The organism is Pseudomonas sp. HS6-2 (assembly GCF_049325675.2).
GTDB classification, from domain to species: Bacteria; Pseudomonadota; Gammaproteobacteria; order Pseudomonadales; family Pseudomonadaceae; genus Aquipseudomonas; species Aquipseudomonas putida_N.
Genome location: NZ_CM143906.1, coordinates 1,585,124 through 1,608,727, shown reverse-complemented (window position 1 = coordinate 1,608,727; position 23,604 = coordinate 1,585,124). Strand labels below are relative to the sequence as shown.

The 23,604-nt window shown below is 62.3% G+C and carries 24 protein-coding genes; 12 read left to right on the top strand and 12 right to left on the bottom strand.

The features are described 5' to 3' along the window. Positions 1-96: 96 nt before the first annotated feature. On the bottom strand, positions 97-990 hold the full coding sequence (locus tag ACOKS3_RS07675; protein ID WP_103446391.1) for a LysR family transcriptional regulator: 894 nt from the start codon (positions 988-990) through the stop codon (positions 97-99). Positions 991-1,214: 224 nt separating this feature from the next. Here ACOKS3_RS07675 and speB point away from each other — a divergent pair, with 224 nt between their 5' ends. Together speB and ACOKS3_RS07665 are read left to right on the top strand one after the other, a co-directional pair. Next, positions 1,215-2,165 carry an agmatinase gene (speB, locus tag ACOKS3_RS07670; protein WP_008090804.1) on the top strand — a complete coding sequence of 317 codons (951 nt, stop codon included), beginning with the start codon at positions 1,215-1,217 and terminating at the stop codon, positions 2,163-2,165. 140 nt (positions 2,166-2,305) lie between these two features. Beyond that, positions 2,306-3,685, top strand: coding sequence for a sodium:solute symporter family protein (locus ACOKS3_RS07665; protein ID WP_103446390.1), 1,380 nt, complete (start codon positions 2,306-2,308; stop codon positions 3,683-3,685). 64 nt (positions 3,686-3,749) lie between these two features. Here the strand turns inward: ACOKS3_RS07665 and ACOKS3_RS07660 are convergent, their stop codons facing one another. Together ACOKS3_RS07660 and ptrR are read right to left on the bottom strand one after the other, a co-directional pair. Further along, on the bottom strand, positions 3,750-3,878 hold the full coding sequence (locus tag ACOKS3_RS07660; protein WP_308451135.1) for a PA1414 family protein: 129 nt from the start codon (positions 3,876-3,878) through the stop codon (positions 3,750-3,752). Between the two features lie 124 nt (positions 3,879-4,002). Beyond that, positions 4,003-4,896 (bottom strand): putrescine utilization regulator PtrR, encoded by an 894-nt coding sequence (gene ptrR / locus ACOKS3_RS07655; protein WP_103446389.1) that lies wholly within the window; start codon positions 4,894-4,896, stop codon positions 4,003-4,005. Positions 4,897-5,002: 106 nt separating this feature from the next. Between ptrR and ACOKS3_RS07650 the strand changes: the two genes are divergently transcribed. Further along, on the top strand, positions 5,003-6,172 hold the full coding sequence (locus tag ACOKS3_RS07650) for an MFS transporter (protein ID WP_103446388.1): 1,170 nt from the start codon (positions 5,003-5,005) through the stop codon (positions 6,170-6,172). Here the strand turns inward: ACOKS3_RS07650 and ACOKS3_RS07645 are convergent. Both ACOKS3_RS07645 and ACOKS3_RS07640 read right to left on the bottom strand, forming a co-directional pair. Then, a complete protein-coding gene (locus tag ACOKS3_RS07645) occupies positions 6,169-7,095 on the bottom strand; it encodes a DMT family transporter (RefSeq protein ID WP_103446387.1) in 927 nt (308 codons plus the stop codon). The two genes, ACOKS3_RS07650 and ACOKS3_RS07645, sit on opposite strands and share 4 nt — an antisense overlap. A gap of 106 nt (positions 7,096-7,201) precedes the next feature. Further along, entirely contained in the window at positions 7,202-7,597 is a 396-nt protein-coding gene (locus tag ACOKS3_RS07640; protein ID WP_103446386.1) for a transcriptional regulator, read from the bottom strand. Positions 7,598-7,823: 226 nt separating this feature from the next. Here ACOKS3_RS07640 and ACOKS3_RS07635 point away from each other — a divergent pair, with 226 nt between their 5' ends. From ACOKS3_RS07635 to ACOKS3_RS07625, 3 genes are all read left to right on the top strand, one after another. Then, positions 7,824-8,126, top strand: coding sequence for a type II toxin-antitoxin system RelE/ParE family toxin (locus ACOKS3_RS07635; protein ID WP_103448214.1), 303 nt, complete (start codon positions 7,824-7,826; stop codon positions 8,124-8,126). Then, positions 8,119-8,412, top strand: coding sequence for an addiction module antidote protein (locus tag ACOKS3_RS07630; RefSeq protein WP_085675807.1), 294 nt, complete (start codon positions 8,119-8,121; stop codon positions 8,410-8,412). The genes ACOKS3_RS07635 and ACOKS3_RS07630 overlap by 8 nt, the downstream gene beginning before the upstream one ends. 138 nt (positions 8,413-8,550) lie before the next feature. Beyond that, a complete protein-coding gene (locus ACOKS3_RS07625) occupies positions 8,551-8,823 on the top strand; it encodes a hypothetical protein (RefSeq protein ID WP_103446385.1) in 273 nt (90 codons plus the stop codon). A gap of 57 nt (positions 8,824-8,880) precedes the next feature. On the opposite strand, the gene ACOKS3_RS07620 is transcribed toward ACOKS3_RS07625, so the two are convergent. Further along, a complete protein-coding gene (locus tag ACOKS3_RS07620) occupies positions 8,881-10,242 on the bottom strand; it encodes a DEAD/DEAH box helicase (protein ID WP_103446384.1) in 1,362 nt (453 codons plus the stop codon). A 105-nt stretch (positions 10,243-10,347) separates the two neighbouring features. On the opposite strand from ACOKS3_RS07620, the gene ACOKS3_RS07615 reads away from it, so the two are divergent. Next, the gene (locus ACOKS3_RS07615; RefSeq protein WP_103446383.1) at positions 10,348-11,646 is read left to right on the top strand and encodes a mechanosensitive ion channel family protein; all 1,299 of its coding nucleotides are present in this window, start codon (positions 10,348-10,350) and stop codon (positions 11,644-11,646) included. A 52-nt stretch (positions 11,647-11,698) separates the two neighbouring features. Here the strand turns inward: ACOKS3_RS07615 and ACOKS3_RS07610 are convergent, their stop codons facing one another. From ACOKS3_RS07610 to ACOKS3_RS07595, 4 genes are all read right to left on the bottom strand, one after another. Beyond that, positions 11,699-13,060 (bottom strand): purine-cytosine permease family protein, encoded by a 1,362-nt coding sequence (locus ACOKS3_RS07610; protein WP_103446382.1) that lies wholly within the window; start codon positions 13,058-13,060, stop codon positions 11,699-11,701. Between the two features lie 78 nt (positions 13,061-13,138). After that, positions 13,139-14,014, bottom strand: a complete 876-nt coding sequence (locus ACOKS3_RS07605; protein ID WP_422764245.1) for a carboxylate/amino acid/amine transporter — start codon at positions 14,012-14,014, stop codon at positions 13,139-13,141. Positions 14,015-14,173: 159 nt separating this feature from the next. Next, positions 14,174-14,773 carry an FMN-dependent NADH-azoreductase gene (locus ACOKS3_RS07600; protein ID WP_422764246.1) on the bottom strand — a complete coding sequence of 200 codons (600 nt, stop codon included), beginning with the start codon at positions 14,771-14,773 and terminating at the stop codon, positions 14,174-14,176. Between the two features lie 110 nt (positions 14,774-14,883). Continuing rightward, positions 14,884-15,198 carry a 3-phosphoglycerate kinase gene (locus ACOKS3_RS07595; RefSeq protein WP_103446379.1) on the bottom strand — a complete coding sequence of 105 codons (315 nt, stop codon included), beginning with the start codon at positions 15,196-15,198 and terminating at the stop codon, positions 14,884-14,886. 48 nt (positions 15,199-15,246) lie between these two features. Here ACOKS3_RS07595 and ACOKS3_RS07590 point away from each other — a divergent pair, with 48 nt between their 5' ends. The 4 genes from ACOKS3_RS07590 (at position 15,247) to ACOKS3_RS07575 (ending at position 19,442) form a co-directional block, all read left to right on the top strand. Then, positions 15,247-16,170 carry a LysR family transcriptional regulator gene (locus tag ACOKS3_RS07590; RefSeq protein WP_103446378.1) on the top strand — a complete coding sequence of 308 codons (924 nt, stop codon included), beginning with the start codon at positions 15,247-15,249 and terminating at the stop codon, positions 16,168-16,170. A 13-nt stretch (positions 16,171-16,183) separates the two neighbouring features. After that, entirely contained in the window at positions 16,184-16,996 is an 813-nt protein-coding gene (locus tag ACOKS3_RS07585; RefSeq protein WP_103446377.1) for an alpha/beta fold hydrolase, read from the top strand. Next, positions 16,990-17,547: a peptidylprolyl isomerase gene (locus tag ACOKS3_RS07580; RefSeq protein ID WP_103446376.1), complete on the top strand. Its 558-nt coding sequence runs from the start codon at positions 16,990-16,992 to the stop codon at positions 17,545-17,547. Before ACOKS3_RS07585 ends, ACOKS3_RS07580 begins: the two co-directional genes overlap by 7 nt. Before the next feature lie 62 nt (positions 17,548-17,609). After that, positions 17,610-19,442, top strand: coding sequence for an ABC transporter ATP-binding protein (locus ACOKS3_RS07575; protein WP_103446375.1), 1,833 nt, complete (start codon positions 17,610-17,612; stop codon positions 19,440-19,442). Positions 19,443-19,504: 62 nt separating this feature from the next. Here ACOKS3_RS07575 and ACOKS3_RS07570 read toward each other — a convergent pair whose 3' ends face one another. Further along, on the bottom strand, positions 19,505-20,632 hold the full coding sequence (locus tag ACOKS3_RS07570; RefSeq protein ID WP_422764247.1) for a GNAT family N-acetyltransferase: 1,128 nt from the start codon (positions 20,630-20,632) through the stop codon (positions 19,505-19,507). Positions 20,633-20,893: 261 nt separating this feature from the next. Between ACOKS3_RS07570 and ACOKS3_RS07565 the strand changes: the two genes are divergently transcribed. After that, the gene (locus ACOKS3_RS07565; protein ID WP_103446374.1) at positions 20,894-22,138 is read left to right on the top strand and encodes a putative porin; all 1,245 of its coding nucleotides are present in this window, start codon (positions 20,894-20,896) and stop codon (positions 22,136-22,138) included. 129 nt (positions 22,139-22,267) lie between these two features. Here ACOKS3_RS07565 and ACOKS3_RS07560 read toward each other — a convergent pair whose 3' ends face one another. Further along, complete coding sequence (locus ACOKS3_RS07560) at positions 22,268-23,389, bottom strand: beta-ketoacyl-ACP synthase III (protein WP_103446373.1); 1,122 nt, start codon at positions 23,387-23,389, stop codon at positions 22,268-22,270. Positions 23,390-23,604: the final 215 nt, after the last annotated feature.

Sequence of the window (23,604 nt, the reverse complement as noted above, 5' to 3'; positions counted from 1 at the left end):
CGCAACTAAATATCTAGCAGAGCGTGGGGAAGTTAGCGGCTATTTTGAAAATTTATTTAGGACATTCAGTCGGATTGTCCTACGAAATTTTACCCTTCAACCGACATTCAACTGGCTCTTGAGCAGGTCTCGGAATGTTTGAATCAGCGGCTCACGACTACGCCCCCTGCGGATGATCAGCGAGAAGGGCGCCTGATAACCGAAGGTGGCCGGCGATAGCACCCTGAGGTCACCCTTGTCGACCCAAGCCTGGGCGTAGTGCTCGGGCAGGTAGCCAATGTAGGCGCCCGAGAGAATCAGGATCAGTTGCGCCTCCATGCTTTCCACCGTGGCCGCACTGTGCTTGAAGCCATGCCTGGCCAATTCGGCCTGGCTCCAGTAGCCCCGCCCCACCATGCGTTGCTGGGTCACAACCTGCTCGGGGATGCGCCGCTCGGCGAACAATGGGTGGCGGCTACTGCAATACAACCAATGCTGCTCGCGGTACAGCGGCTGATAAAGCAAGCCACTCATGCGCGAGGAAAACGCACCAATGGCCAGGTCCAGACGGTTGTCCTGCACACCAAGCTGCAGCTCGTAGGGGCTGGACACCGACAGATGCAGGTGCACTGCCGGGTGCTCCTGGCTATAGGCCCCAATGGCCTCGGCCAAAGGCAGCGCCTGATCACCAACGGTGGAGTCGATCACACCGAGGTTGAGGGTGCCGCGCAATTCACCCTTGAGCGCTGCGGCATACTGTTCAAAGCCATCCAGCTCGGCCAGCAGGCGCAGCGTCTCCTGGTGAAACAGCTCGCCCTTGCTGGTCAGGCTGAAGCCACCGCGACCGCGATGGCACAAGACGATACCCAAGGCGCCTTCGAGCTGGCTCATGTAGGTACTGATTGCCGAGGTCGACAGGTTGAGCTCGCGCTGGGCATTGGCGAACCCCTGGTGGCGCACCACGCTGACGAAGATGCGCAGCAGTTTCAGGTCGGGCAAGGTCGAGGCCATCGTGCAACGAGTCCGCAGGGGTATTTGCGCGCAGTCTAACCGCTCCTGCGGCCTTTAGTTCAGAAATTCCTGAAGTAAGTATTTGCCGGTAGCGATTCTTCCCACGCACTACCTTGCGCAGACTTGGCCGAAATGTCCCTGCCCGCCAGCGATCCAGACTTTAAAGGCGTGCGGCGGCACAGGTTCGAACAAACAAAACAATCGACCGACTGATGAGGCCCACCGTGGACAAAGTTCTCCACCAACCACTGGGCGGCAACGAAATGCCGCGTTTCGGCGGCATCGCCACCATGCTCCGTCTCCCCCACCTGCAAAGCGCCCAAGGCCTGGACGCCGCGTTCATCGGCGTACCGCTGGACATCGGCACCTCGCTGCGCTCCGGCACCCGTTTCGGCCCGCGCCAGATCCGCGCCGAATCGGTGATGATCCGCCCGTACAACATGGCCACCGGCGCCGCCCCGTTTGACTCGCTGTCGGTGGCCGACATCGGTGACGTGGCGATCAACACCTTCAACCTGCTCGACGCCGTGCGCATCATCGAAGAAGCCTACGACGAGATCGTCGAGCACAATGTCATCCCGATGACTCTGGGTGGCGACCACACCATCACCCTGCCGATCCTGCGTGCCCTGCACAAGAAGCACGGCAAGATCGGCCTGGTGCACATCGATGCCCACGCCGACGTCAACGACCACATGTTCGGCGAAAAGATCGCCCACGGCACCACTTTCCGCCGCGCCGTGGAAGAAGGCCTGCTCGATTGCGACCGCGTGGTGCAGATCGGCCTGCGCGCCCAGGGTTATACCGCCGACGACTTCAACTGGAGCCGCCGCCAGGGCTTTCGCGTGGTGCAGGCCGAAGAGTGCTGGCACAAGTCGCTGGAACCGCTGATGGCAGAAGTGCGCGAAAAAGTCGGTGGTGGCCCAGTGTACCTGTCGTTCGACATCGACGGCATCGACCCGGCCTGGGCCCCAGGCACCGGCACCCCGGAAATTGGCGGCTTGACCACCATCCAGGCGATGGAGATCATTCGCGGCTGCCACGGCCTGGACCTGATCGGCTGTGACCTGGTTGAAGTCTCCCCGCCTTACGACACCACCGGCAACACCTCGCTGCTAGGCGCCAACCTGCTGTTCGAGATGCTCTGCGTGCTACCGGGCGTCGTGCGTCGCTGATCAGCATTGCCTGAAGTACCCCGGCAGGAGCCATGAGGGAGGGCCATAGAGGCCCGCCAACACAAGACAAGACCGCCGGGCGCCGTGAACACGCCTGCGCGGTCGATCTCGCCATAATAAAGATAATCGGGAGACCCCCAATGGCCTTGGACATCATTGTTGTAATGATCTATACCGTCGGCATGCTAGGGCTGGGCTGGTATGGCATGCGGCGCGCGAAAACTCAGGAAGACTACCTGGTGGCCGGGCGCAACCTCGGCCCGACCCTGTACATGGGCACCATGGCCACCACCGTGCTCGGCGGCGCCTCCACCGTCGGCACCGTACGCCTGGGCTACGTCCACGGCATCTCCGGTTTCTGGCTCTGTGCCGCCCTGGGCCTGGGCATCATCGCCCTCAACCTGTTCCTCGCCAAACCGCTGCTGCGCCTGAAGATCTTCACCGTCACCCAGGTGCTGGAACGTCGTTACAACCCGATGGCCCGCCAGGCCAGCGCGGCCATCATGCTGGCCTATGCGCTGATGATCGGCGTGACATCGACCCTGGCCATGGCCACCGTCCTGCAAGTGCTGCTCGACCTGCCGTTCTGGGCGTCGCTGCTGCTCGGCGGCGGTGTGGTGGTGGTTTACTCGACCATCGGCGGCATGTGGTCGCTGACCCTCACCGACATTGTCCAGTTCGTCATCAAGACCGTTGGCCTGATGTTCATCCTGCTGCCGGTGTGCCTGTACAAGGCCGGTGGCTGGGACACCTTGGTAGCCAAGCTGCCGGCGGCCAGCTTCAGCTGGACCACCATCGGCTGGGACACCATCATCACCTACTTCCTGATCTACTTCTTCGGCATCCTGATCGGTCAGGACATCTGGCAGCGGGTATTCACCGCCCGTGACGAAAAAGTCTGCCAGCGCGCCGGCACCACCGCAGGTGTGTACTGCGTCCTGTACGGCCTGGCGTGCGCCCTGATCGGCATGTCCGCCCATGTACTGATGCCGGACCTGGCCAACCCGAACAATGCCTTTGCCGAGATGATCAAAGGCCAGCTGCCGGAAGGCATTCGTGGCCTGCTGATGGCGGCAGCCCTGGCGGCCATGATGTCGACTGCCAGTGCCGGCCTGCTGGCGGCCTCGACCACCCTGACCGAAGACCTGCTGCCCAAGCTGCGTGGCGGCAAGCAGTCGAGCCTGGGCGTCAGCCGCCTGTTCACCCTGATCACCGGCCTGGCGGTACTGGGCATCGCCTTGGCGGTGAACGATGTGATCAGTGCCCTGACCCTGGCCTACAACCTGCTGGTTGGCGGCATGCTGATCCCGCTGATCGGTGCGATCTTCTGGAAGCGCGCCACCACCGCAGGCGCCATTGCCAGCATGTCGCTGGGCTTTGCCACCGCACTGTTCTTCATGTTCAAGGACGGGCTGGATGCCAACACGCCGATCTACTACAGCCTGGCGGTTGGCCTGGTGAGCTTCGTGCTGGTGAGCGTGCTGTCGCGCAAGCCGGTGGGTGAAGTGAAGCTGGCCTGATCAGGCCACAATAGCAGAAACAAAAAGGCCGCAGCATCTGACAGATGCTGCGGCCTTTTGCGTTTCAGCGACGACGCGGCTGGCGCTGGCGCTGCTCTTCATCAGTCGGGATCGGCACCGGCTGCAAGGGTGGTGGAATCAGCCCCAAAGCGACGGCCAGGTCGTGGAGCCAGTTGAACATTTGGTTTTTCATAATGCCCCCTTGACGGGTCAGCCTCACGGCAATTCAATCCTGCGATGTTTCATACAGATCATAGTCCGATGTCCTGTACTACGCATGCTCTTGTTCCTACAGATATGGGCTAGTTTGACGCGGATCAAGCGGAAACGGCGCATTCCGACGACTGGTTAATCGTTTCGCTTTGTTGCAAGTCGATCCAGGCCTGCAAATTCGCCCCGTGCATGCCCTGGCGCCACATCAACCAGGTTTGCGCGTGATCGAAGGGCGACTGCAGGCGATGGGCGCGAACCCGATCACGCCCGGGCAGGCTGTCGAGCATGGATTGCGCCATCAAGGCCACCCCCGCCCCAGCGATCACACAGGCCAGCATGCTCTGGTACGACTCGATTTCCATCACCCGCCCCATCGGCGTGTGGTCATGGGCATACCAGGCCTCCAGCCGCATCCGGTAGGAACAGCCCTGGCGGAAAGTGAACACTGCCTTGCCCGCCACGTCCTTGGCACTGCGCACCCTCGGGTGTTCCGGGCTGGTAATCAGTACCAGCACTTCATCGCACAGCGGCACACCATCCAGCCCGGCCAGGCTTGGCGGGCCGTCCACCAGTGCCGCATCCAGACGATGGCTGAGCAGGCCTTCAAGCAGGTCGCCGCTTGGAGCGGCCTGTACCTGCAGGTTCACCGCCGGGTATTGCTGGTGGTAGCGCGCCAACAGCCCCGGCAAGTGGATGGCGGCAGTGCTGTACATGGTGCCCAGCACGAAATCGCCGGCCGGCTGACCGCCTTGCACCGCCGCAACGGCTTCATCACGCAGCGCCGCCAGGCGATTGGCGTAATCCAGCAGCACCTTGCCGGCGGGCGACAGTTGCAGGCGCTGGCGTTCACGCAGGAACAGTTCCACCCCCAGTTGCTCTTCGAGCTGGCGCAGGCGCGTCGACAGGTTCGACGGCACCCGGTGCAGGCGCTCGGCGGCGCGGGTTACCGAACCTTCCTCGGCCACGGCCTGGAAGATGCGCAGTTGGCTGAACTCCATGACATTCTCCAAAACAGAACAACTTGATCATCATTATTCAATTTTATTGAAAGTCAACTCGACCTAACCTGCCATCCATCGCATTGATTCGCGCAGGAGAGTCCTCATGTCGCCGTTCGCACAACTGCTGGCCAGCGCCGTGGCCCTGATGATGGCCATGGGCATTGGCCGCTTCGCCCTCACCCCACAACTGCCGCAACTCATCGCCGAAGGCCAGTTCGACCTGACCGCCGCCGGGCTGGTGGCGGCAGCCAACTACCTGGGCTACTTCCTCGGCGCCTTGGACGCCATGTACGCCCGTCGGCCGAACCAGGTGAAACTGCGCCTGCACGGTGGCCTGTGGTTGTGCGTGCTGCTGACCTTGGCCTCCTGGGTTGCGGACGGCTTCTGGAGCCATTTGCTGCTGCGCTTCGGGACCGGCGTGGCCAGTGCCTGGGTGCTGGTGATGATCACCAGCCTCAGCCAGCAAGTGGCCAATGCCGACAACCGCCAGCGCCTTGGGGCGCTGGTGTTCGCCGGGCCTGGGCTGGGTATCGCGCTGACGGGTTTGCTGGCGTTAGCTGCGCATCTGTTGGGGCTTGGCTCGGCGGCACTCTGGCTGGTCTATGCCGTTGCAGCGCTGGTCATGCTGCTGGCCGTGCGCCCTTGGCTGCCTCGCGCCCAACCTGCCGTGGCGCCCGCCACCTCGCAGCAGGGCCCGAGCCGTAGCGTCGGCATTGGTCGCCTGGGCCTGGTCTATGCCCTGTACGGTGTGGGCTACATCCTGCCGGCTACCTTCCTGTCGCAGATGGCCAACCAGCAGTTTCGCGGCAACTGGATGGCCGACCTGTTCTGGCCAGCGTTCGGCCTCGCGGCGGCGCTGGGTGTGGTACTGGTGAGCCTGCGCCGGGCAGGCCGTACTTCGGCCTGGCTGACGGTCACCCTGTGGTTGCAAGGGTTGGGGGTGCTGGCCTGCCTGATGGGTGGTGGCGTTGGCCTGGCCCTGGGCGTGGTGCTGTGCGGCGGGCCCTTCCTGGCGTGCATGCAGCTGGTGATGCAGCGCTCGCGGGAACTGGCGCCGCATGCCACGCAGCGTAATGCCGGGCTGCTGACCGCATGCTTTGCCCTGGGGCAGTTGAGCGGCCCACTGCTGGCGGCGCTGAGCAACCACTACAGCGGGAGTTTGCAGCCGGCGCTGGTGCTGGCTGCAGCGGGCCTGGGGGTGGCGGGCGTGCTGGTGCTGAGCCGTGGACGCAGCCTGCACGGTTGCCGGGCTGAGCCGCAGAGCGCCGCTTAACCCACAAACTTGCGCAGTTGCTGTTTCACCCAAGGCTCGGCACTCACCAGGATTACCCCCAGCAGCACCATCAACGCCCCCAATACGAAGTTCGCACTCAACGGCTCGCCCAGCAGGACTACGCCAAAGGTCACGCCAAACAACGGTGTGATGAACGAAAACACCGCCAGGTTGGAGGCCAGGTACTTGCGCAACAACCAGAACCAGGTCAGGTAGCTGACGAACGACACCACGATCCCCTGGAACAGCACGCTGCCCACCGCCAGCGGCGTCAAGGTCACATCGCCGATCTGCCCACTGACCAGGGCAATCAGCAGCAAGCCGCCAAAGCCCACCGCCAACTGGTAGAACAAGGTCAAGGTGGCGGGTGCCTCCGAAAGGCGCGAGCCACGTACCACCACCGTGGTCGCGCCCCAGGCCAGCCCGGCGAGCACGCCGAAGGCATCGCCCAGCAGCATGCGCCCATCCATCTCGGCGAACGACATGCCCCCCGCGAATGCCATCGCGATCCCGGCAAAGGCCAGCAAGATCCCCAGCCACTGCAGCAACCGCAGCCGCTCGCTGGGGAGCATGAAGTGCAAGCCAAGTGCAGTGAACACCGGTGCCGTGTAGAGGAACACCGACATGTGCGCCGCCGAGGTCAGCTTCAGGCCCTCGGCAATGAACAGGAACTCCAGCCCGAACAACCCGCCGGCCACGAGCCCAGCCCGCCAGGTGTTGCCCACCTGTTCCCAGCCGCCGCGCCAGCAGATCATCAACCCCACCAGCACAGCGGCGATGCAATTGCGCAGGGCGGCCTGCATCACCGGCGCAATATCCACCGCCGCCGTCTTGATCAGCACTTGCTGGCAGCCCCAGATCAGGCACAGGCCCAGCATCACCTGGAAGGCAAAGGCGTCGGGGTTCTTGCGGGCCGCGCTCATGGGCGGGCCTTTTGGGTGGTCGAGGGCATCGGCAAGGGCTCGGCAGTGGTCAAGGAATACCGATTATCGGGTTTCCTGGCCTGCCCTTGCCAGCCTCAAAACGACCTCAAGCGATCTGTGCCTTGGCCGAAACCTGCTCGAAGGTGGTTTCGTCCAGCCCATCCTCCTGCTCATCGAGCACCTGACGCGGGTGTTCGAAGCCAGGGATACTGCTGTCGATCAGGCTGAGCAAACGCGAACCGCGCTCGGTGAGCACGAAGTTCTCGCCGTTGCCGCCCTCCTCCTGCTCACGGCTCTCGATAAAGCCGCGCTCGAACAGCAGCTTTTCGTACTCGCAGGCACGGGTTTTCAGGTGGTCCAGATCACCCACCGGTTGGCCCTTGGCGGCCAGCGCCGCAGCGTGCTGCTCGGCATAGGGGCGTGGCGTGAAGCTGTGACCGGCGCCGTTCTGCACCTCGTGCAGCAAACGCTCGATCAGGTCCCAGTCGTAGGTGCTGCTCATGGAGAGGGTCTCCTGCTGTGGACGAAGGGGTACACAGGTTGGGACCGGTTGGCAGGCGGGAGTGTTCCAAAAGTTATCTAGATACAAACCTTGCCCAATTGGGCTACGGCAGAATCCGCAACTGGAACGGGTTGAAACAAGCTCGCTCACATCGTGTATCAGTTGGCAAAAGGTAGAAACTATTTGCTGTATCCCACGAATGTATTTTATAAACTACATTCGCCCGATGAAAAAATTCGAATCCAGCAGTTTCAGAAAATGGGTGGTCGGGCTTCGAGATGCCAACGCAAGGTTCAGGATCATCTCCCGCATCAACCGGCTCGTGGAAGGCATGCCAGGCGATGTCTCGCCCGTTGGCCATGGCATCAGTGAACTGAGGATTCATTATGGTCCGGGTTACCCCGTGTATTTTCACCAATCGGGCGATACGTGGGTGATTCTGCTTTGTGGCGGCGACAAGAGTAGCCAACCAAGAGACATCAGGGCTGCCCACCAGATTCTGCGTTCGTGGAGGATGCAAAATGACTGAGAAATTCTTCGAATTCGATCCAGCGGATTACCTCACTACACCTGAGGCAATAGCGCATTTCATGACAGATGCGCTGGAGACAGGCGATGCTGGCTATGTTGCAAAAGCCGTCGGAGTCGTGGCACGGGCCAAGGGAATGAGCGAGCTGGCAAAAGAGACTGGCCTTTCACGAGAACAGCTTTATCGCTCGTTTAGCGAGCACGGCAACCCTACACTGAAATCTTTTCTGGCAGTGATGAAGGCTCTGGGTATCGACATGGCTGCAAAACCGCATCTGGCCCATTGATGCTTCAACAAAAGCTCAATCCTCTGTTTGAGGGCGAGACTAGAGGGCACCCAGTTGTATAGCCGTCGGTCGTTGGTGCTGAACCAACCATCGAAGGCAGGCCTCCACCGGGCAACACCACCGCCGGAGGTAGAAAGGATGAAACAGCTGCTGCGCATCGCCTGTGCCACAGCCCTGTGCTGCGCCCTGCCCGCCTGGGCCTGCACGCCGGAAGAGGCGACTCAGAAACGTGAAGAGCTGGCCGGGCTGGTCAGTCAACTGACCGAACAGAACCCGCAGAAGGCCAAGGAGATCAATGCTGAGCTCCAGGGAATGGAGCTGGGGACGGCAAGCAAGGACTTGCCCGACAAGTGTCAGCTGATCGACAAAAGGATCAAGGAACTGAAGGAAGCAGAGAAAAAATCTGAGTGAGCCATGAAGGCTGATGGGCCTATCGCCGGCAAGCCGGCGATAGGCCCTTGACGTGACTTACTCAGCCGCCGGCTTGCGCTTCTTCAGCGGCGCCAGGCCATCGGCGCTGGCCAGTGGCGCATTCGGCCGTGGCTTGGCGGTCGGCTTGCGCTTGGCAGCGGCCTTCTTCTCGCCAGTCTTCTTGTCGACCTTCTTCTTCTTGGCACCCACCGCCTTGCCCGAGGCCTTGACCTTCTTCGGACCGCTGTAGGTGCCCTTCACTTCCTTGATCACCCGGCGCTCGAACTGCTGCTTGAGGTAGCGCTCGATGCTGGACATCAGGTTCCAGTCATTGTGGGTGATCAGCGAGATCGCCAGGCCTTCGCCACCCGCACGGCCGGTACGGCCCACACGGTGCACGTACTCGTCACCGCTGCGTGGCATGTCGAAGTTGATCACCAGGTCCAGGCCGTCGATGTCCAGGCCACGGGCCGCCACGTCGGTGGCCACCAGCACCTTGGAGCTACCCTGCTTGAAGCGCTCGATGGCCAGCTTGCGGTCCTTCTGGTCTTTCTCGCCGTGCAACACGAAGGCCTTTACGTCCTTGGCCACCAGGTGGCCATAGATACGGTCGGCCAGGACGCGGGTGTTGGTGAAGATGATCGCCTTGTCGAAGGTCTCGTTGGCCAGCAGCCACTGCACGATCTGCTCTTTGTGCTGGTCGTGGTCGGCGGTGATGACCTGCTGGCGGGTGCCTTCGGCCAGCTGCGAGACGCTGTTGAGCATCAAGTGCTCAGGGTCTTTCAGGACCTTGCCGATGATGTCGCGCAGGGCCGCACCGCCCGTGGTGGCGGAGAACAGCAGGGTCTGCTCGCGGTTCTCGCACTCCTTGCACAGGCGCTCCATGTCTTCGGCGAAGCCCATGTCGAGCATGCGGTCAGCTTCGTCGAGGATCAGCACCTGCACGTGGGACAGGTCGAGGTTGCCGGCGTTGAGCTGCTCGAGCAGGCGGCCCGGGGTGCCGATCAGCACATCCGGCACCTTGCGCAGCATGGCGGCCTGTTCCTTGAAGTCTTCACCGCCGGTGACCAGGCCCGCCTTGATGTAGGTGAACTGCGAGAACAGCTGCACTTGCTTGAGGGTCTGCTGGGCCAGCTCGCGGGTCGGCAGCAGGATCAGCGAGCGGATCTCGACGCGCCCGCCTTTCAGGTCGACCAGGCGATTGAGCAGCGGCAGGACGAACGCGGCGGTCTTGCCGCTGCCGGTCTGCGCGGTCACACGCAGGTCGCGCCCTTGCAGGGCCAGGGGGATGGCCGCGGCCTGCACCGGGGTTGGCTCGACAAATTTAAGCTCGGCCACGGCTTTAAGCAGGCGTTCGTGCAGGGCGAATTGGGAGAACACGGAGGTAACCTCAGGCAAGTGCGGGAAATTCAGTTGCATAGGGTAACGTTTTCTGCAGCCTTAGCCGAATTTCTTTTGGCAACTTTGTCGGCTTCCGCGCTCTAATGGCGCTTCGTTTCGCTGTAAAAGACCGGTTACAAGCTTATGGACATCCAACGCATCTGGCGTGACAGCCTCGACTTGTGGGGCACCCTCGACCAACATCCACTGCTCCACGCCGCGATCGGCCTGGCCGTGCTGCTGCTGATTTCACTGGTGCTCGGGCGCCTGGCGCGCTTCCTGGTGCTGCACGGCACCCGCCTGCTGGCCCGCCAAACGGCGCTGAGATGGCTCGACGACCTGCGCCACAACAAAGTCTTCCATCGCCTGGCCCAGACCATCCCGTCGCTGGTGATCCAGTTCGGCCTGAAGCTGGTGCCGGAGCTGTCCGACACCGCCCAGCACTTCCTCGGCAATCTCGCCCTGGCCTTCACCCTGCTGTTCATGACCATGGCCCTGTCGTGCCTGCTCGATGCCCTGCTGGACATCTACGCCCGCACCGAACACGCCCGCACCCGCTCGATCAAGGGCTACGTGCAGCTGGCCAAGATGATGCTGTGGATCTTCGCCTCGATCGTCATCGTCGCCACCCTGATCGACCGCTCGCCACTGTTGCTGCTGTCGGGCCTGGGTGCGATGTCGGCGGTGCTGCTGTTGGTGTACAAGGACACCCTGCTGTCGTTCGTCGCCAGTGTGCAGCTGACCAGCAACGACATGCTGCATGTGGGCGACTGGATCGAGATGCCGCAGGTCGGCGCCGATGGCGATGTGGTGGATATCACCCTGCATACCGTCAAGGTGCAGAACTTCGATAAAACCATCGTCTCGATCCCGACCTGGCGCCTGATGAGCGAGTCGTTCCGCAACTACCGCGGCATGCAGCAGTCGGGCGGGCGGCGGATCAAGCGCAGCCTGTTCATCGATGCCGCAGGCGTACGCTTCCTGACCCCGGACGAGGAACAGCGCCTGAGCCAGGTGAGCCTGCTGGGCGACTACCTGGCCGGCAAGCGCCAGGAGCTGCTGGCCTGGAACGAGGCGCTGGGGCCAGTGCCAGAACTTTCAGCCAACCGCCGCAAGCTGACCAATATCGGCACCTTCCGCGCGTTTGCCCTCGCCTACCTGAAGAACCACCCGAACGTGCATCCGAACATGACCTGCATGGTCCGGCAGATGCAGACCACCGCCGAAGGCGTGCCGCTGGAGATCTACTGCTTCACCACCACCACGGTGTGGGCCGATTACGAGCGGATCCAGGGGGATATCTTCGATTACCTGCTGGCGGTGTTGCCGGAGTTTGGTCTGAGCTTGTATCAGCAGCCGAGTGGCAATGACATGCGGGTCGGTTTGGCTGGGCGGATTGTGGAGCCGGTATCGCGGCGGCTTGAAGAGGTGAGTGAGGCTTGAGATGCCGGGGCTGCGTTGCAGCCCCTTCCCCTCTCAAAGCCGCTTCATCTGCCTAGCTTGCCAAAAGCGGTTTGCTTTCGCGGGCGTTGACCATGCAGTACAGCGCACCAGCCAGGATCAAGCCCATCGCCCAGCTGATATCCGCCCCCAGCCACTCGGCCACGAAGCCCGTGTAGAACGACAGCTTCATGAACGGGATGGTACCGATGATCGATACGGCATACACCGCCAGGCTTCGACGATTGAAGCAACCGTAACGCCCCTTGGCGTCGTACAGCGCACCCACGTCATACTGGCCCCGGCACACCCAGTAGTAATCCACCAGGTTGATCGCGCTCCAGGGGATCAACAGGTACAGCTGGCCGATCAGGATGTCGGCGAAGAACGTATCGAAATTGTATTGGGTAGCGATGGCAATCAGCGTTGCCGCGGCGGTAAGGCCCACCATCACCAGCGCCTTGGCAGTCGCGGTCACGCGCCTGATGGTCTTGAAGGCCCCGAAGATCGTGACCGACGACATGTAGGCGCTGTACAGGCACAGGACGTTGTACTGGATCACCCCCAGCGCAATCACTGCCAGTGCCAACGGCGCCCACGGGCCAAACAACCCGGCAATCGCCGTCGCAGGGTCATGCCCCAGTGCCGAGGGTAGTTCCACGGCCACCAGCGCACCCAACGCCATCATGGCGAAGGAGCCTAGCGCACAACCGCAATAGGTGGCCCAGAATGTGGCGCGCGGGTTGACGTTGGCCGGCAGGTAGCGCGAATAATCTGCCACATAGGGGCCATAGCCCAACGTCCAGGAGGCGGCCTGGGCCACGATCAGGTTGAAGGCGGTGAACGAAAAGCCCGTCGTCACTGCCGTCGTGCCTGCCATGTCGCCGGGGTGCAGCAGGATCAGCACCAGGGCGCCGGCAAACACCAGCGTGGACAGCAGGCTCATCCACGCCCCCAGGCGGTGGATCAGTTCGTAACCGACAAAACCGATGATGAAGGTCAGCACGCCGACCACCACGATGGCCTGGTCGTCGCTCATGGGCACCAGTGCCTGAACGGCATTGCGCATCAGCACGCCACTGGCGGCGAGAAACAGTACAGCGGCCGTGACCATCACCAGCAACGGCAGCGCCGCGCCATGGACACCGAACTGGGCGCGGCTCTGGATCATCTGTGGCACGCCCAGGTGCGGTCCCTGGGCAGAGTGCGCGGCCATGAACACGGTGCCGATCAGGTTGCCGACCAACAGGCCCAGCAAGGTCCAGGCAAAACTCAGCCCCGAGGCAACGCCCAGGGTGCCGACCATCAGTGCGGTTATCTGGAAGTTGGAGCTGAACCAGATGGTGAACAATCGTTTAGGCGTGCCATAACGCTCAGCGTGTGGGACGAATTCGATACTTCGCGTTTCTAGCTTCACGCCGGTCTCCCGATTTTATTTTCATGATTATCGGGTAGGCACCGGCCGGGTTTGGGTTCATTAACGAACGCGCCTTAGCTAGCTGCGCCATGCCTTGCTTGATAACGTCAGGCTACCCATGCGGCTCATCCACACCGACGCCAGGATCACCGCCCCGCCGATGAGCAGCCTCCCCAGCGGCTCGTGCTGGTTCCAGATCAGCAAATTGAGCAGCAACCCGACCGGTACGTGCAAGTTGTTCATCACCGCCAGCGTAGCGCCCGAAACCAGGCAGGCGCCTTTGTTCCACCAGTACAACCCCAGCGCCGTCGGGCACAGGCCGAGGAACAGCAGCACCAGCCATTGCACGTTGGTGCTCGGCAGGTGCTGGGCGTTGCCGAACAGCAGGAACGCCGGCAGTACCACGATCAGCGCGCCCAGGTAGAAGTAGCCGAAACGCTTGTAGTGCGGCAGGTCGCTGGGGTGGCGGGCAACCAGGTGGCGGTACAGCACCTGGCCGGCGGCGTAGGTGAAGTTGGCCAGTTGCAGCAGCAGGAAGCCGATGAAGAAGTCGCCGCTGATGCTGTCGAAGCGGATCACCCCGGCCCCCGTCACGGCCACCAGGGCGGCGACCAGCGCCCAGGGGTTGAAGCGCCGGTTCAGGGCGTCTTCGATCAAGGTCACGTGCAACGGCGTGAGAATGGTGAACAGCAGTACCTCGGGCACGGTCAGCACGCGGAAGCTCAGGTACAGGCAGACGTAGGTGATGCCGTATTGCAGCGCGCCGATCAGCAGCATCGAGCGCAGGAACCGCGGCTCGACCTGGCGCCAGCGGGTCAGCGGCAGGAACACCAGGCCCGCCAGCACCACGCGCGCGAGCACGGCGAAGTAGCTGTCGACGTGCCCGGCCAGGTACTCGCCGATCAGGCTGAAGGAAAACGCCTGGATCAGCGCGACGATTATCAGGTAGCCCATGGTTGCCTCTCGTAATCAAGGGCGCGACCTTAGCGGGTTGCGCCGAATCAGTTCAACCATGAGGAATGTGGGGCCGAAATAAAAAAGCCCGGCCATCAGGCCGGGCAGGTACACCCAAAGGAGCAAAAGCAGGTGTCAGGGATGGGAATTCGTTGAACCTCAGGCCACCGCGGCCAGCTTGGCCTTGGCCTGGTTCAGGCCCTTTTCGTGGAACTCGCCACTCATGTTCATGCCTTCGGCATGGATGAAGTCGACATCGTGAATACCGATGAAGGCCATCACCTGGCGCAGGTACGGTTCCTGATGGTCGCTGGTGGCACCGGCATGGATCCCGCCACGGGCAGTCAGGACAATGGCGCGCTTGCCGGTGAGCAGGCCTTGCGGGCCGGTCGGGGTGTATTTGAAGGTGATGCCGGCACGCAGCACGTGGTCCAGCCAGGCCTTGAGGGTGCTGGGGATGGTGAAGTTGTACATCGGCGCGGCCATCACCAGCACGTCGGCTGCCAGCACTTCATCGGTCAGCTCGTTGGAGCGGGCCAGGGCCTCCAGTTCGGCGGCGCTGCGCTGTTCTTCAGGCTTCATCCAGCCACCGAGCAGGTTGGCATCCAGGTGTGGCACCGGGTTCACCGCCAGGTCACGCACGTTGATCTCGTCAGCCGGGTGCGCGGCCTGCCACTGCTGGATGAAGTCACGGGTCAGTTGACGGGAAACGGAATCCTGCTGGCGGGCGCTGCTTTCGATGATCAGTACGCGGGACATGGGGTGCCTCCATCGGCAAAAGGGGTTGCGATTCGATGGAGGTGAGATTAAGGCTTGACCTATCGATAAAAAAGCGTAAAAAGTGGGTTCAATCTATCGATTAATCCGTTTTATTGCGCTTTGCAGTCCAGCGCGATGCGCAGCTTGATGATCTGCCGATTGAAATTGGCCGTCACATCGACACTCTTTCCAACCGGTACGTTGACCCGGCGCACCCGGGGTGCCTCGGGCCCGTTGCGGAAGGTCACCTTGCAGGCTGCCGGCACTTGCCCATAGTTGTTCAGGGTAATGGACCCGATGTCGTAGGCCGTGTCGTAGGTGGTGTAGTCCAGCTTGACCCCGGTCAGTTCCTTCTCCACGTCGATGGGGTAAGCCATGGCCCCAAGGGGCAGGCACATCAAAATTGCCGCACAACATTTCTTCATGGGGCGCTCTCCTTGAAAGAGCGCAGCTTAGGACAACAGGAGCCAAACATGAAAGCGCCGCGCGTGACCCTGGATCAATGGCGGACCCTGCAAGCAGTGGTCGACCATGGCGGGTTTGCCCAGGCCGCCGAAGTCTTGCACCGTTCGCAGTCTTCGGTCAGCTATACCGTGGCACGCATGCAGGAACAGCTGGGTGTGCCGTTGCTGCGCATCGATGGCCGCAAGGCCGTGCTGACCGAGGCCGGCAATGTGCTGCTGCGCCGTTCGCGGCACCTGGTCAAGCAAGCAAGCCAGCTGGAAGACTTGGCGCACCACATGGAGCAAGGCTGGGAGGCCGAGGTGCGCCTGGTGGTCGATGCTGCCTACCCCAGTGCCCGCCTGGTGCGCGCCCTGGCTGCGTTCATGCCACAGAGCCGCGGTTGCCGGGTGCGCCTGCGTGAAGAGGTGCTGTCGGGCGTCGAGGAAGTGATGCACGAAGGCATCGCCGACCTTGCCATCAGCAGCTACAGCATCGGTGGCTACCTGGGTACCGAGCTCAGTTCGGTGGAGTTCGTCGCTGTCGCCCACCCGGAACACAGCCTGCATCGTCTGGGCCGGGAGATCACCTTCCAGGACCTGGAAAGCCAACTGCAGGTGGTGATCCGCGACTCCGGCCGCGCCCAGCCACGCGACGTCGGCTGGCTCGGCGCCGAACAGCGCTGGACGGTCGGCAGCCTGGGCACTGCCGCCACCTTCGTCGGCAGCGGCCTGGGCTTTGCCTGGTTGCCACGGCACATGATCGAACGTGAGCTGCTCGACGGCGTGCTCAAGCCATTGCCGCTCGATCAGGGTGGCAGCCGCCACCCACTGTTCTACCTTTATTCGAGCAAAGAGAAGACCCTGGGCCCGGCCACGCAGATTCTCATCGACCTGCTGCGCAATTTCGACACCGCGCCACTGGACGTGCCCTTCGCAGCCCCCCCACAAGCCTGAGAGGACCGCGCCCATGGCCTATTTCGAACATGAAGGATGCTCGCTGCATTATCAGGAATATGGCCAGGGCGAACCCTTGGTGCTGCTGCACGGCCTGGGCTCCAGCAGCCAGGACTGGGAGCTGCAGGTACCCGAGCTGAGCCGCTACTACCGGGTGATCCTCATGGACATCCGCGGCCACGGCCGCTCCGACAAGCCCCGCGACGGTTACCAGATCGCCACCTTCAGCGAAGACCTGCTGGCGCTGCTCGAACACCTGCAGACCGGCCCCGTGCACTTTGTCGGCCTGTCCATGGGCGGCATGGTCGGTTTCCAGTTCGCCGTGGACCACCCGCAATGGCTGCGCAGCCTGTGCATCGTCAACAGCGCCCCCGAGGTCAAGCGCCGCACCCGCAGCGACTGGCTATGGTGGCTCAAGCGCTGGGGCCTGGCGCGCATCCTCAGTGTCGAGACGGTCGGCCAGGGCCTGGCCGCGCGGTTGTTCCCCAAGCCGGGGCAGGCCGAGCTGCGCAAGAAGATGGCCGAACGCTGGGCACGCAACGACAAACGCGCCTACCTCAAGAGCTTCGACGCCATCGTAGACTGGGGCGTGCAGGAACGCATCGGGCAGATCCGCTGTCCCACGCTGGTGATTGCCGCCGACCACGATTACACCCCGATACACCTTAAAGAGCGCTACGTGGCCCTGATGCCCCACGCCAGGCTGGTGGTCATCGACGATTCCCGGCACGCTACACCCCTCGATCAACCCGAGGTCTTCAACCAGACCCTGCTGCAGTTCCTCGCAGCCGCTTCCACCTCTCAAGGATCATTGAGCCCATGCTGAAAAAACTCCTGCTCACCGCCTGCTCGGTCGCCTTCGCCACCAGCGTCATGGCTTCCGACAAGACCCCGCACGTTCAGCTGGACACCAGCTTCGGCCAGGTCACCATCGAGCTCAATGCAGAAAAAGCGCCGATCAGTACCAAGAACTTCTTGGCCTACGTCGACAGCGGTTTCTACAACAACACCATCTTCCACCGCGTGATCCCGGGCTTCATGGTCCAGGGCGGCGGTTTCACTGACCAGATGGTGCAGAAAGACACCAAGGAGCCGATCAAGAACGAGGCCAGCAACGGCCTGCAGAACACCCGTGGCACCCTGTCGATGGCACGCACCTCCAACCCCAACTCGGCCACCAGCCAGTTCTTCATCAACGTCGCCGACAACGACTTCCTCAACCCAGGCCGCGACGCCGGTTACGCCGTGTTCGGCAAAGTGACCCAGGGTATGGAAGTGGTCGACCAGATCGTCAACTCGCCAACCACGGTGAAAAAAGGCATGCGCGATGTCCCGGCCGACCCGGTGTACATCAAGTCCGCCAAACGCATCGACTGACCGCCGGTTTCACAGGGACGTGAAACCTTCCAGGGTCGGGTAGCACAGGAGTCTTGTCACCCATGCTGTACCGCCGTTTCGAGCAACTGATCGACATCTTCCGCGACGCGCCCAGCGAGTCGCCGCCCGGCCAGGTCTGGCCGTTCTACCTGTACTACCTGCGCCAGGTCTGGCCGAGCTTTCTCGCCCTGCTGGTGGTGGGCCTGTTCGCCTCGCTGATCGAGGTGGCGATGTTCAGCTACCTGAGCCGCATCATCGACCTGGCCCAGGGCACGCCCAACGTCAACTTTTTCAGCGAACACAGCGGCGAGCTGATCTGGATGCTGGTGGTGATCCTGCTGCTGCGGCCGGTATTCTTCGGCCTGCACGACCTGCTGGTGCACCAGACCATCAACCCCGGCATGACCAGCCTGATCCGCTGGCAGAACCACACCTATGTGCTCAAGCAAAGCTTGAATTTCTTCCAGAGCGACTTCGCCGGGCGCATCGCCCAGCGCATCATGCAGACCGGCAACTCGCTGCGCGACTCTGCGGTGCAGGCGGTGGATGCACTGTGGCATGTGCTGATCTACGCCATCACCTCGCTGGTGCTGTTCGCCGAGGCTGACTGGCGCCTGATGCTGCCGTTGCTGGTGTGGATCGTCGGCTACATCGCCGCGTTGTACTATTTCGTGCCGCGGGTGAAGGAGCGCTCGGTGATTTCCTCCGACGCCCGCTCCAAGCTGATGGGGCGGATCGTCGATGGCTACACCAACATCGCCACCCTCAAGCTATTCGCCCACACCGATTATGAACAGCAGTACGCCCGCGAAGCGATCCGCGAACAGACCGAGAAAACCCAGCTGGCCTCGCGCGTGGTCACCAGCATGGACGTGGTCATCACTACCCTCAACGGTCTGCTGGTGGTCACCACCACGGGCCTTGCGCTGTGGCTGTGGAGCCAGTCGCTGATCACCGTCGGTGCCATCGCCCTGGCCACCGGCCTGGTCATCCGCATCGTCAACATGTCGGGCTGGATCATGTGGGTGGTCAACGGCATCTTCGAGAACATCGGCATGGTCCAGGACGGGCTGCAGACCATTGCCCAGCCGGTCACCGTCACCGACAAACCCCAGGCGCCGCCCCTCAAGGTCAGCCGCGGCGCCGTGCGTTTTGACGACGTGGACTTCCACTATGGCAAGGCCGCCAACGTGATCGAAGGGCTGAACCTGGACATCCGCCCGGGCGAGAAGATCGGCCTGATCGGCCCGTCCGGCGCCGGTAAGTCAACCCTGGTCAACCTGCTGCTGCGCCTGTACGACGTACAGGGCGGGCGCATCCTGATCGACGGCCAGGACATCGCCGAGGTCAGCCAGGCCAGCCTGCGCGCGCAGATCGGCATGATCACCCAGGACACCTCGCTGCTGCACCGTTCGATCCGCGACAACCTGTTGTATGGCCGCCCCGATGCCAGTGACGCGGCGCTGCACGAAGCCGTGCGCCGGGCGCGGGCCGACGAGTTCATTGCGCAGTTGTCGGATGCCCAGGGCCGTACCGGCTTCGATGCCCATGTCGGCGAGCGTGGCGTGAAGCTGTCGGGCGGCCAGCGCCAGCGCATCGCGATTGCCCGGGTGCTGCTGAAGAATGCGCCGATCCTGATCATGGACGAAGCCACTTCGGCGCTGGACTCGGAGGTCGAGGCAGCCATTCAGGAAAGCCTGGAGACTTTGATGCAGGGCAAGACGGTGATCGCCATCGCCCACCGGCTGTCCACCATCGCCCGGATGGACCGGCTGGTGGTGCTGGACAAGGGGCGGATCGTCGAGAGTGGCAGCCACAGCGAGCTGCTGGAACAGCGGGGGTTGTATGCCCGCTTGTGGCATCACCAGACTGGGGGTTTTGTCGGGGTCGACTGAGTCCTGTTCCGGCCTCTTCGCGATCCGACTTGTCCCGCGAAGAGGCCGGCACAGGAAACATCTCAATCTTTGCGGTAAGGCAGCATCCCCTTGGCCTCCTCGGCATACCCCCGCACCCCTTCCCGCTCCTGCTGCAGAAAATCCGCCACCGCCCGCCTCAACCCCGGATGCAGCAGGTAATGCCACGAACGCGTCAGCACCGGCTCGAACCCGCGAATCAGCTTGTGTTCGCCCTGCGCCCCGGCATCGAAACGCTGCAGCCCTTCGGCAATCGCAAAGTCCATGCCCTGGTAGAAGCAGGTCTCGAAATGCAGCCGGTCGAACTCATCGAGGCAGCCCCAGTAGCGGCCAAACAGGCTGTCGCCACCGACCAGGCTCAAGGCCATGGCCACATCGCGCCCGCCTTGGCGCGCCATCACCACCCGTACCGCCTCGGGCATGCGCTCGGCCAACAGGCTGAAGAACTCTCGGGTCAGATAGGGGGAGCGTCTGCGCACCGCATAGGTGTTGGCATAACAGAGGAAAACAAAATCCCACTGCGCCTCGTCCAGCTCATCGCCGCGATACCAGCGAAAATCGATGCCCTGCCCGGCCACCTGCTCACGCTCCTTGCGCATCTGCTTGCGCTTGCGTGAACTGAGGCTGTCGAGAAAGTCCTGGAAGTCGCGATAACCGTGATTGCGCCAGTGGAACTGACATCCCAGCCGCTCCATCCACCCCGGCAAACCCGCCATCTGCGCATCCAGCTGTGGATCGGTGAAATTGATGTGCGCCCCGGAAAGCCCGGCTTTGCCCAGATACTCGGGCAACGCCTGCAGCACCAGCAGGCCATCGGCAGGGTCGGCCGCCAGCAGGCGCGGCCCGCTGACCGGGCTGAACGGCACGGCACCGAGCAGCTTGGGGTAGTAGGCGATGCCGGCGCGCTCGCAGGCATCGGCCCAACCGTGGTCGAACACGTACTCGCCATACGAATGCCATTTGCGATACGCCGGCAGCAGCGCACGCACCTGCCCGTCGCGCTCCAGCACCAGGTGTTCGGCTGCCCAGCCGGTGTTGCGGGCAACACTGCCGCTGTCTTCCATGGCACTGAGGAAAGCATGGCGCAGGAACGGTTGGCCTGGGGGGACCAGGGCATACCAGGTCGCCGCTGGCAGGTCACGCAGATGGGCAAGGCTGTAGAGACTGGTCACGTTTTCGACTCGCTGTTCAAGGCCATCAGTATCGGCGAACAGAGGCCCGTCGCTCAAATGAGGATCGGCCCGTTTCGCCTTTCATTCCCAATTACTTAACAGCAGTGCCACTAATTAGACATTAATCTGTCATTGGCCCCCGCAATACTTGCGCCTGTTTTCCGGAACCCTAGAACCTGTCTAGTCAGGCCCTTTCCGAAGACATGCCAACATGGGGGCGGGCGCTGAGCCTCCCCAAATCTTTTAAGTAGGGAGAACCTTATGCGTCTTGTTTCTACACTTACCGGAGTGAGCCTCACCGGCATGATGCTGGCTCTGAGTACTCCGGCCAGTGCTGCCGTCGACGCCAAGCTGCTCGAAATGCTCCGCGCCAATGGTTCGATCAACCAGGCGCAGTACAACGAACTGCAGGGCGACCTGGCTCAGGAAACCAAGGAAAAGGCCGCTCAGAAAGCTCAGTCCGACCGGATGAGCTCCTTCGAACAAAAAGTGGCATGGGCCGCCAAGACCCAGATCAAGGGTGATGTACGCCTGCGTTACGAAGACGTCAACGTCGATAACCCGATCTCCCGCAGCCCTAACCAGGACCGTGAGCGCGTGCGTGCCCGCGTCGGCTTCTACAGCGAGATCAACCCGCAGGTTGATGCTGGCGTGCGCGTGGCCACCGGCAGCAGCGCTGATGCTCGCTCGACCAACCAGAGCCTGGACAACTACTTCGATAAGAAATCCCTGTGGGTCGACCTGGCCTACCTGGACTGGCACCCGACTGCCGTCCCGAACCTGCACCTGATCGGCGGCAAAATGCTGCAGCCATGGGTGAGCATGGGCGACATCATCTGGGATAGCGACATCAACCCGGAAGGTGTGGCCGTCACCTACAAAACCAACGCCGGCCCGGCCGAAGTGTTCGGCAGCATCGGCCACTACAACCTGAAGGACAACGTCGACGGCGACGGCGTGCAGTACAAGCACGACGCACAGCTGTACGCGGCCCAGCTGGGTACCAAGTTCAACGCAGCTGACACCGTCAAGGTCACCGTCGGTGCCAGCCTCTACGGCTACGACAACGACAAGGCCTCGGCACTGCTGCGTTCGCTGGGTAACACCACCGACGAGTTCAACCTGGTTGAAGGTTTCGGCCAAGTCGACTTCACCGGCTTCGCCATCCCACTGTCGGCTTACGGCCAGTACGTCAAGAACACCGAAAGCACCGACGGCATGGACACTGCCTGGCTGGCAGGCCTGAAGTCCAAGATCGGCGCCTGGAGCCTGGACTACAACTACCGCGACGTGCAGCGTAACGGCGTAGTCAGCCTGTTCACAGACTCCGACTTCGGTAACGGCTTCACCGGTTCCCGTGGTCACAAGTTCAAGGTCGGTTACGAAATCGACAAGAACTTCACCCTCGGCGCGGCCTACATGATGGCCAAGACCGACTACTCCAACCTGCCGGACAGCAACGCCAGCGTAGACACCCTGCAGGTGGACCTGGAAGCCAAGTTCTAAGCGACACACTCCCCTGCTTCACTCTGAGGCGGGAAATGCCGACCCCATCCGGCATTTCCCGCCTTTTTTTGCCTGCAAAAAAGAGGGGACCGCAAAGCGGCCCCCTCGATCTGGCATCTAACGCGACAATCAACGCTTGCGCAGGATCACGCTACCAATCGAATAGCCTGCACCGAACGAACTCAGCACGCCAAGCGACCCTTGGGCCAGATCGTCCTGGTACAGGTGGAAGGCAATCACCGACCCTGCCGAACTGGTGTTGGCATAACGATCGAGAATCACCGGTGCCTCCTCCTCGCTCACCTCGCGCCCCATCAGCTTCTTGACGATCAGGTGGTTCATGCTCAGGTTGGCCTGGTGCAGCCAGAAGCGCTTGACGTCGGACGGCTGCAGGTTGTTTTCGCCCAAGTGCTTGCCGATCAGCTCGGCGACCATCGGGCAAACTTCGCGGAACACTTTGCGCCCTTCCTGCACGAACAGTTTGTCCGGCGCGCCGATCCCCTCTTCCGCCGCGCGGTTGAGGAAGCCGAAATTGTTGCGGATGTTGTTGGAGAACGCAGTCTGCAACTTGGTGCCCACGATGTCGAACTGGTGCGCCGAAGTGGCTTTGTCGGCACGCTCGACCAGTACCGCCGTGGCGGCATCACCAAAGATGAAGTGGCTGTCGCGATCGCGGAAGTTCAGATGACCGGTGCAGATCTCCGGGCTGACCACCAGCAGTGCACGAGCCTGGCCCAGTTGCACGCTGTTGGCAGCGGTCTGGATGCCGAAGGTGGCCGACGAACAGGCCACGTTCATGTCGAAGGCGAAGCCGTCGATGCCCAGCGCCTGCTGCACTTCGATGGCGATGGCCGGGTAAGGGCGTTGCAGGTTGGAGCAGGCGACGATCACCCCGTCGACATCTGCCGGGGTACGACCGGCGCGTTCCAGCGCCTGGCGGGCAGCGGCCACGCCCATTTCACAAAGGATCGACTGCTCGTCGTTGGAACGCTCGGGCAGGCGCGGCTTCATCCGCTGCGGGTCGAGGATGCCGGCCTTGTCCATGACGAAGCGGCTCTTGATGCCCGAGGCCTTTTCGATGAAGGCGGCGTCGGACACGGGGGCTGCTTCGATTTCACCACGCTCGATGGCGGCGGCGTTGTCCTGGTTGTACTGCTGCGACCAGGCGTTGAAGGAGGCCACCAGTTCTTCGTTGGAAATGCTCTGGGCCGGGGTATACAGGCCGGTGCCGCTGATCACGACGTTATGCACGATCGATCCTCTGCTCAAAGGCCATCGCCACGGGGCGCTGGCTGGGAATATGACAGAATAATGGCACTTTAGTACCAATTTCACGGCGAGGGCTGTGCCCTCGATGGCGGATAAATCCGCTCCTGCAGGTGTGTGCAATACCTGTAGAGGCAGGTTTACTCGCGATGGGCCGCAAAGCGGCCCAAATTGCATCAATATTGCCACATCTGCGGAAG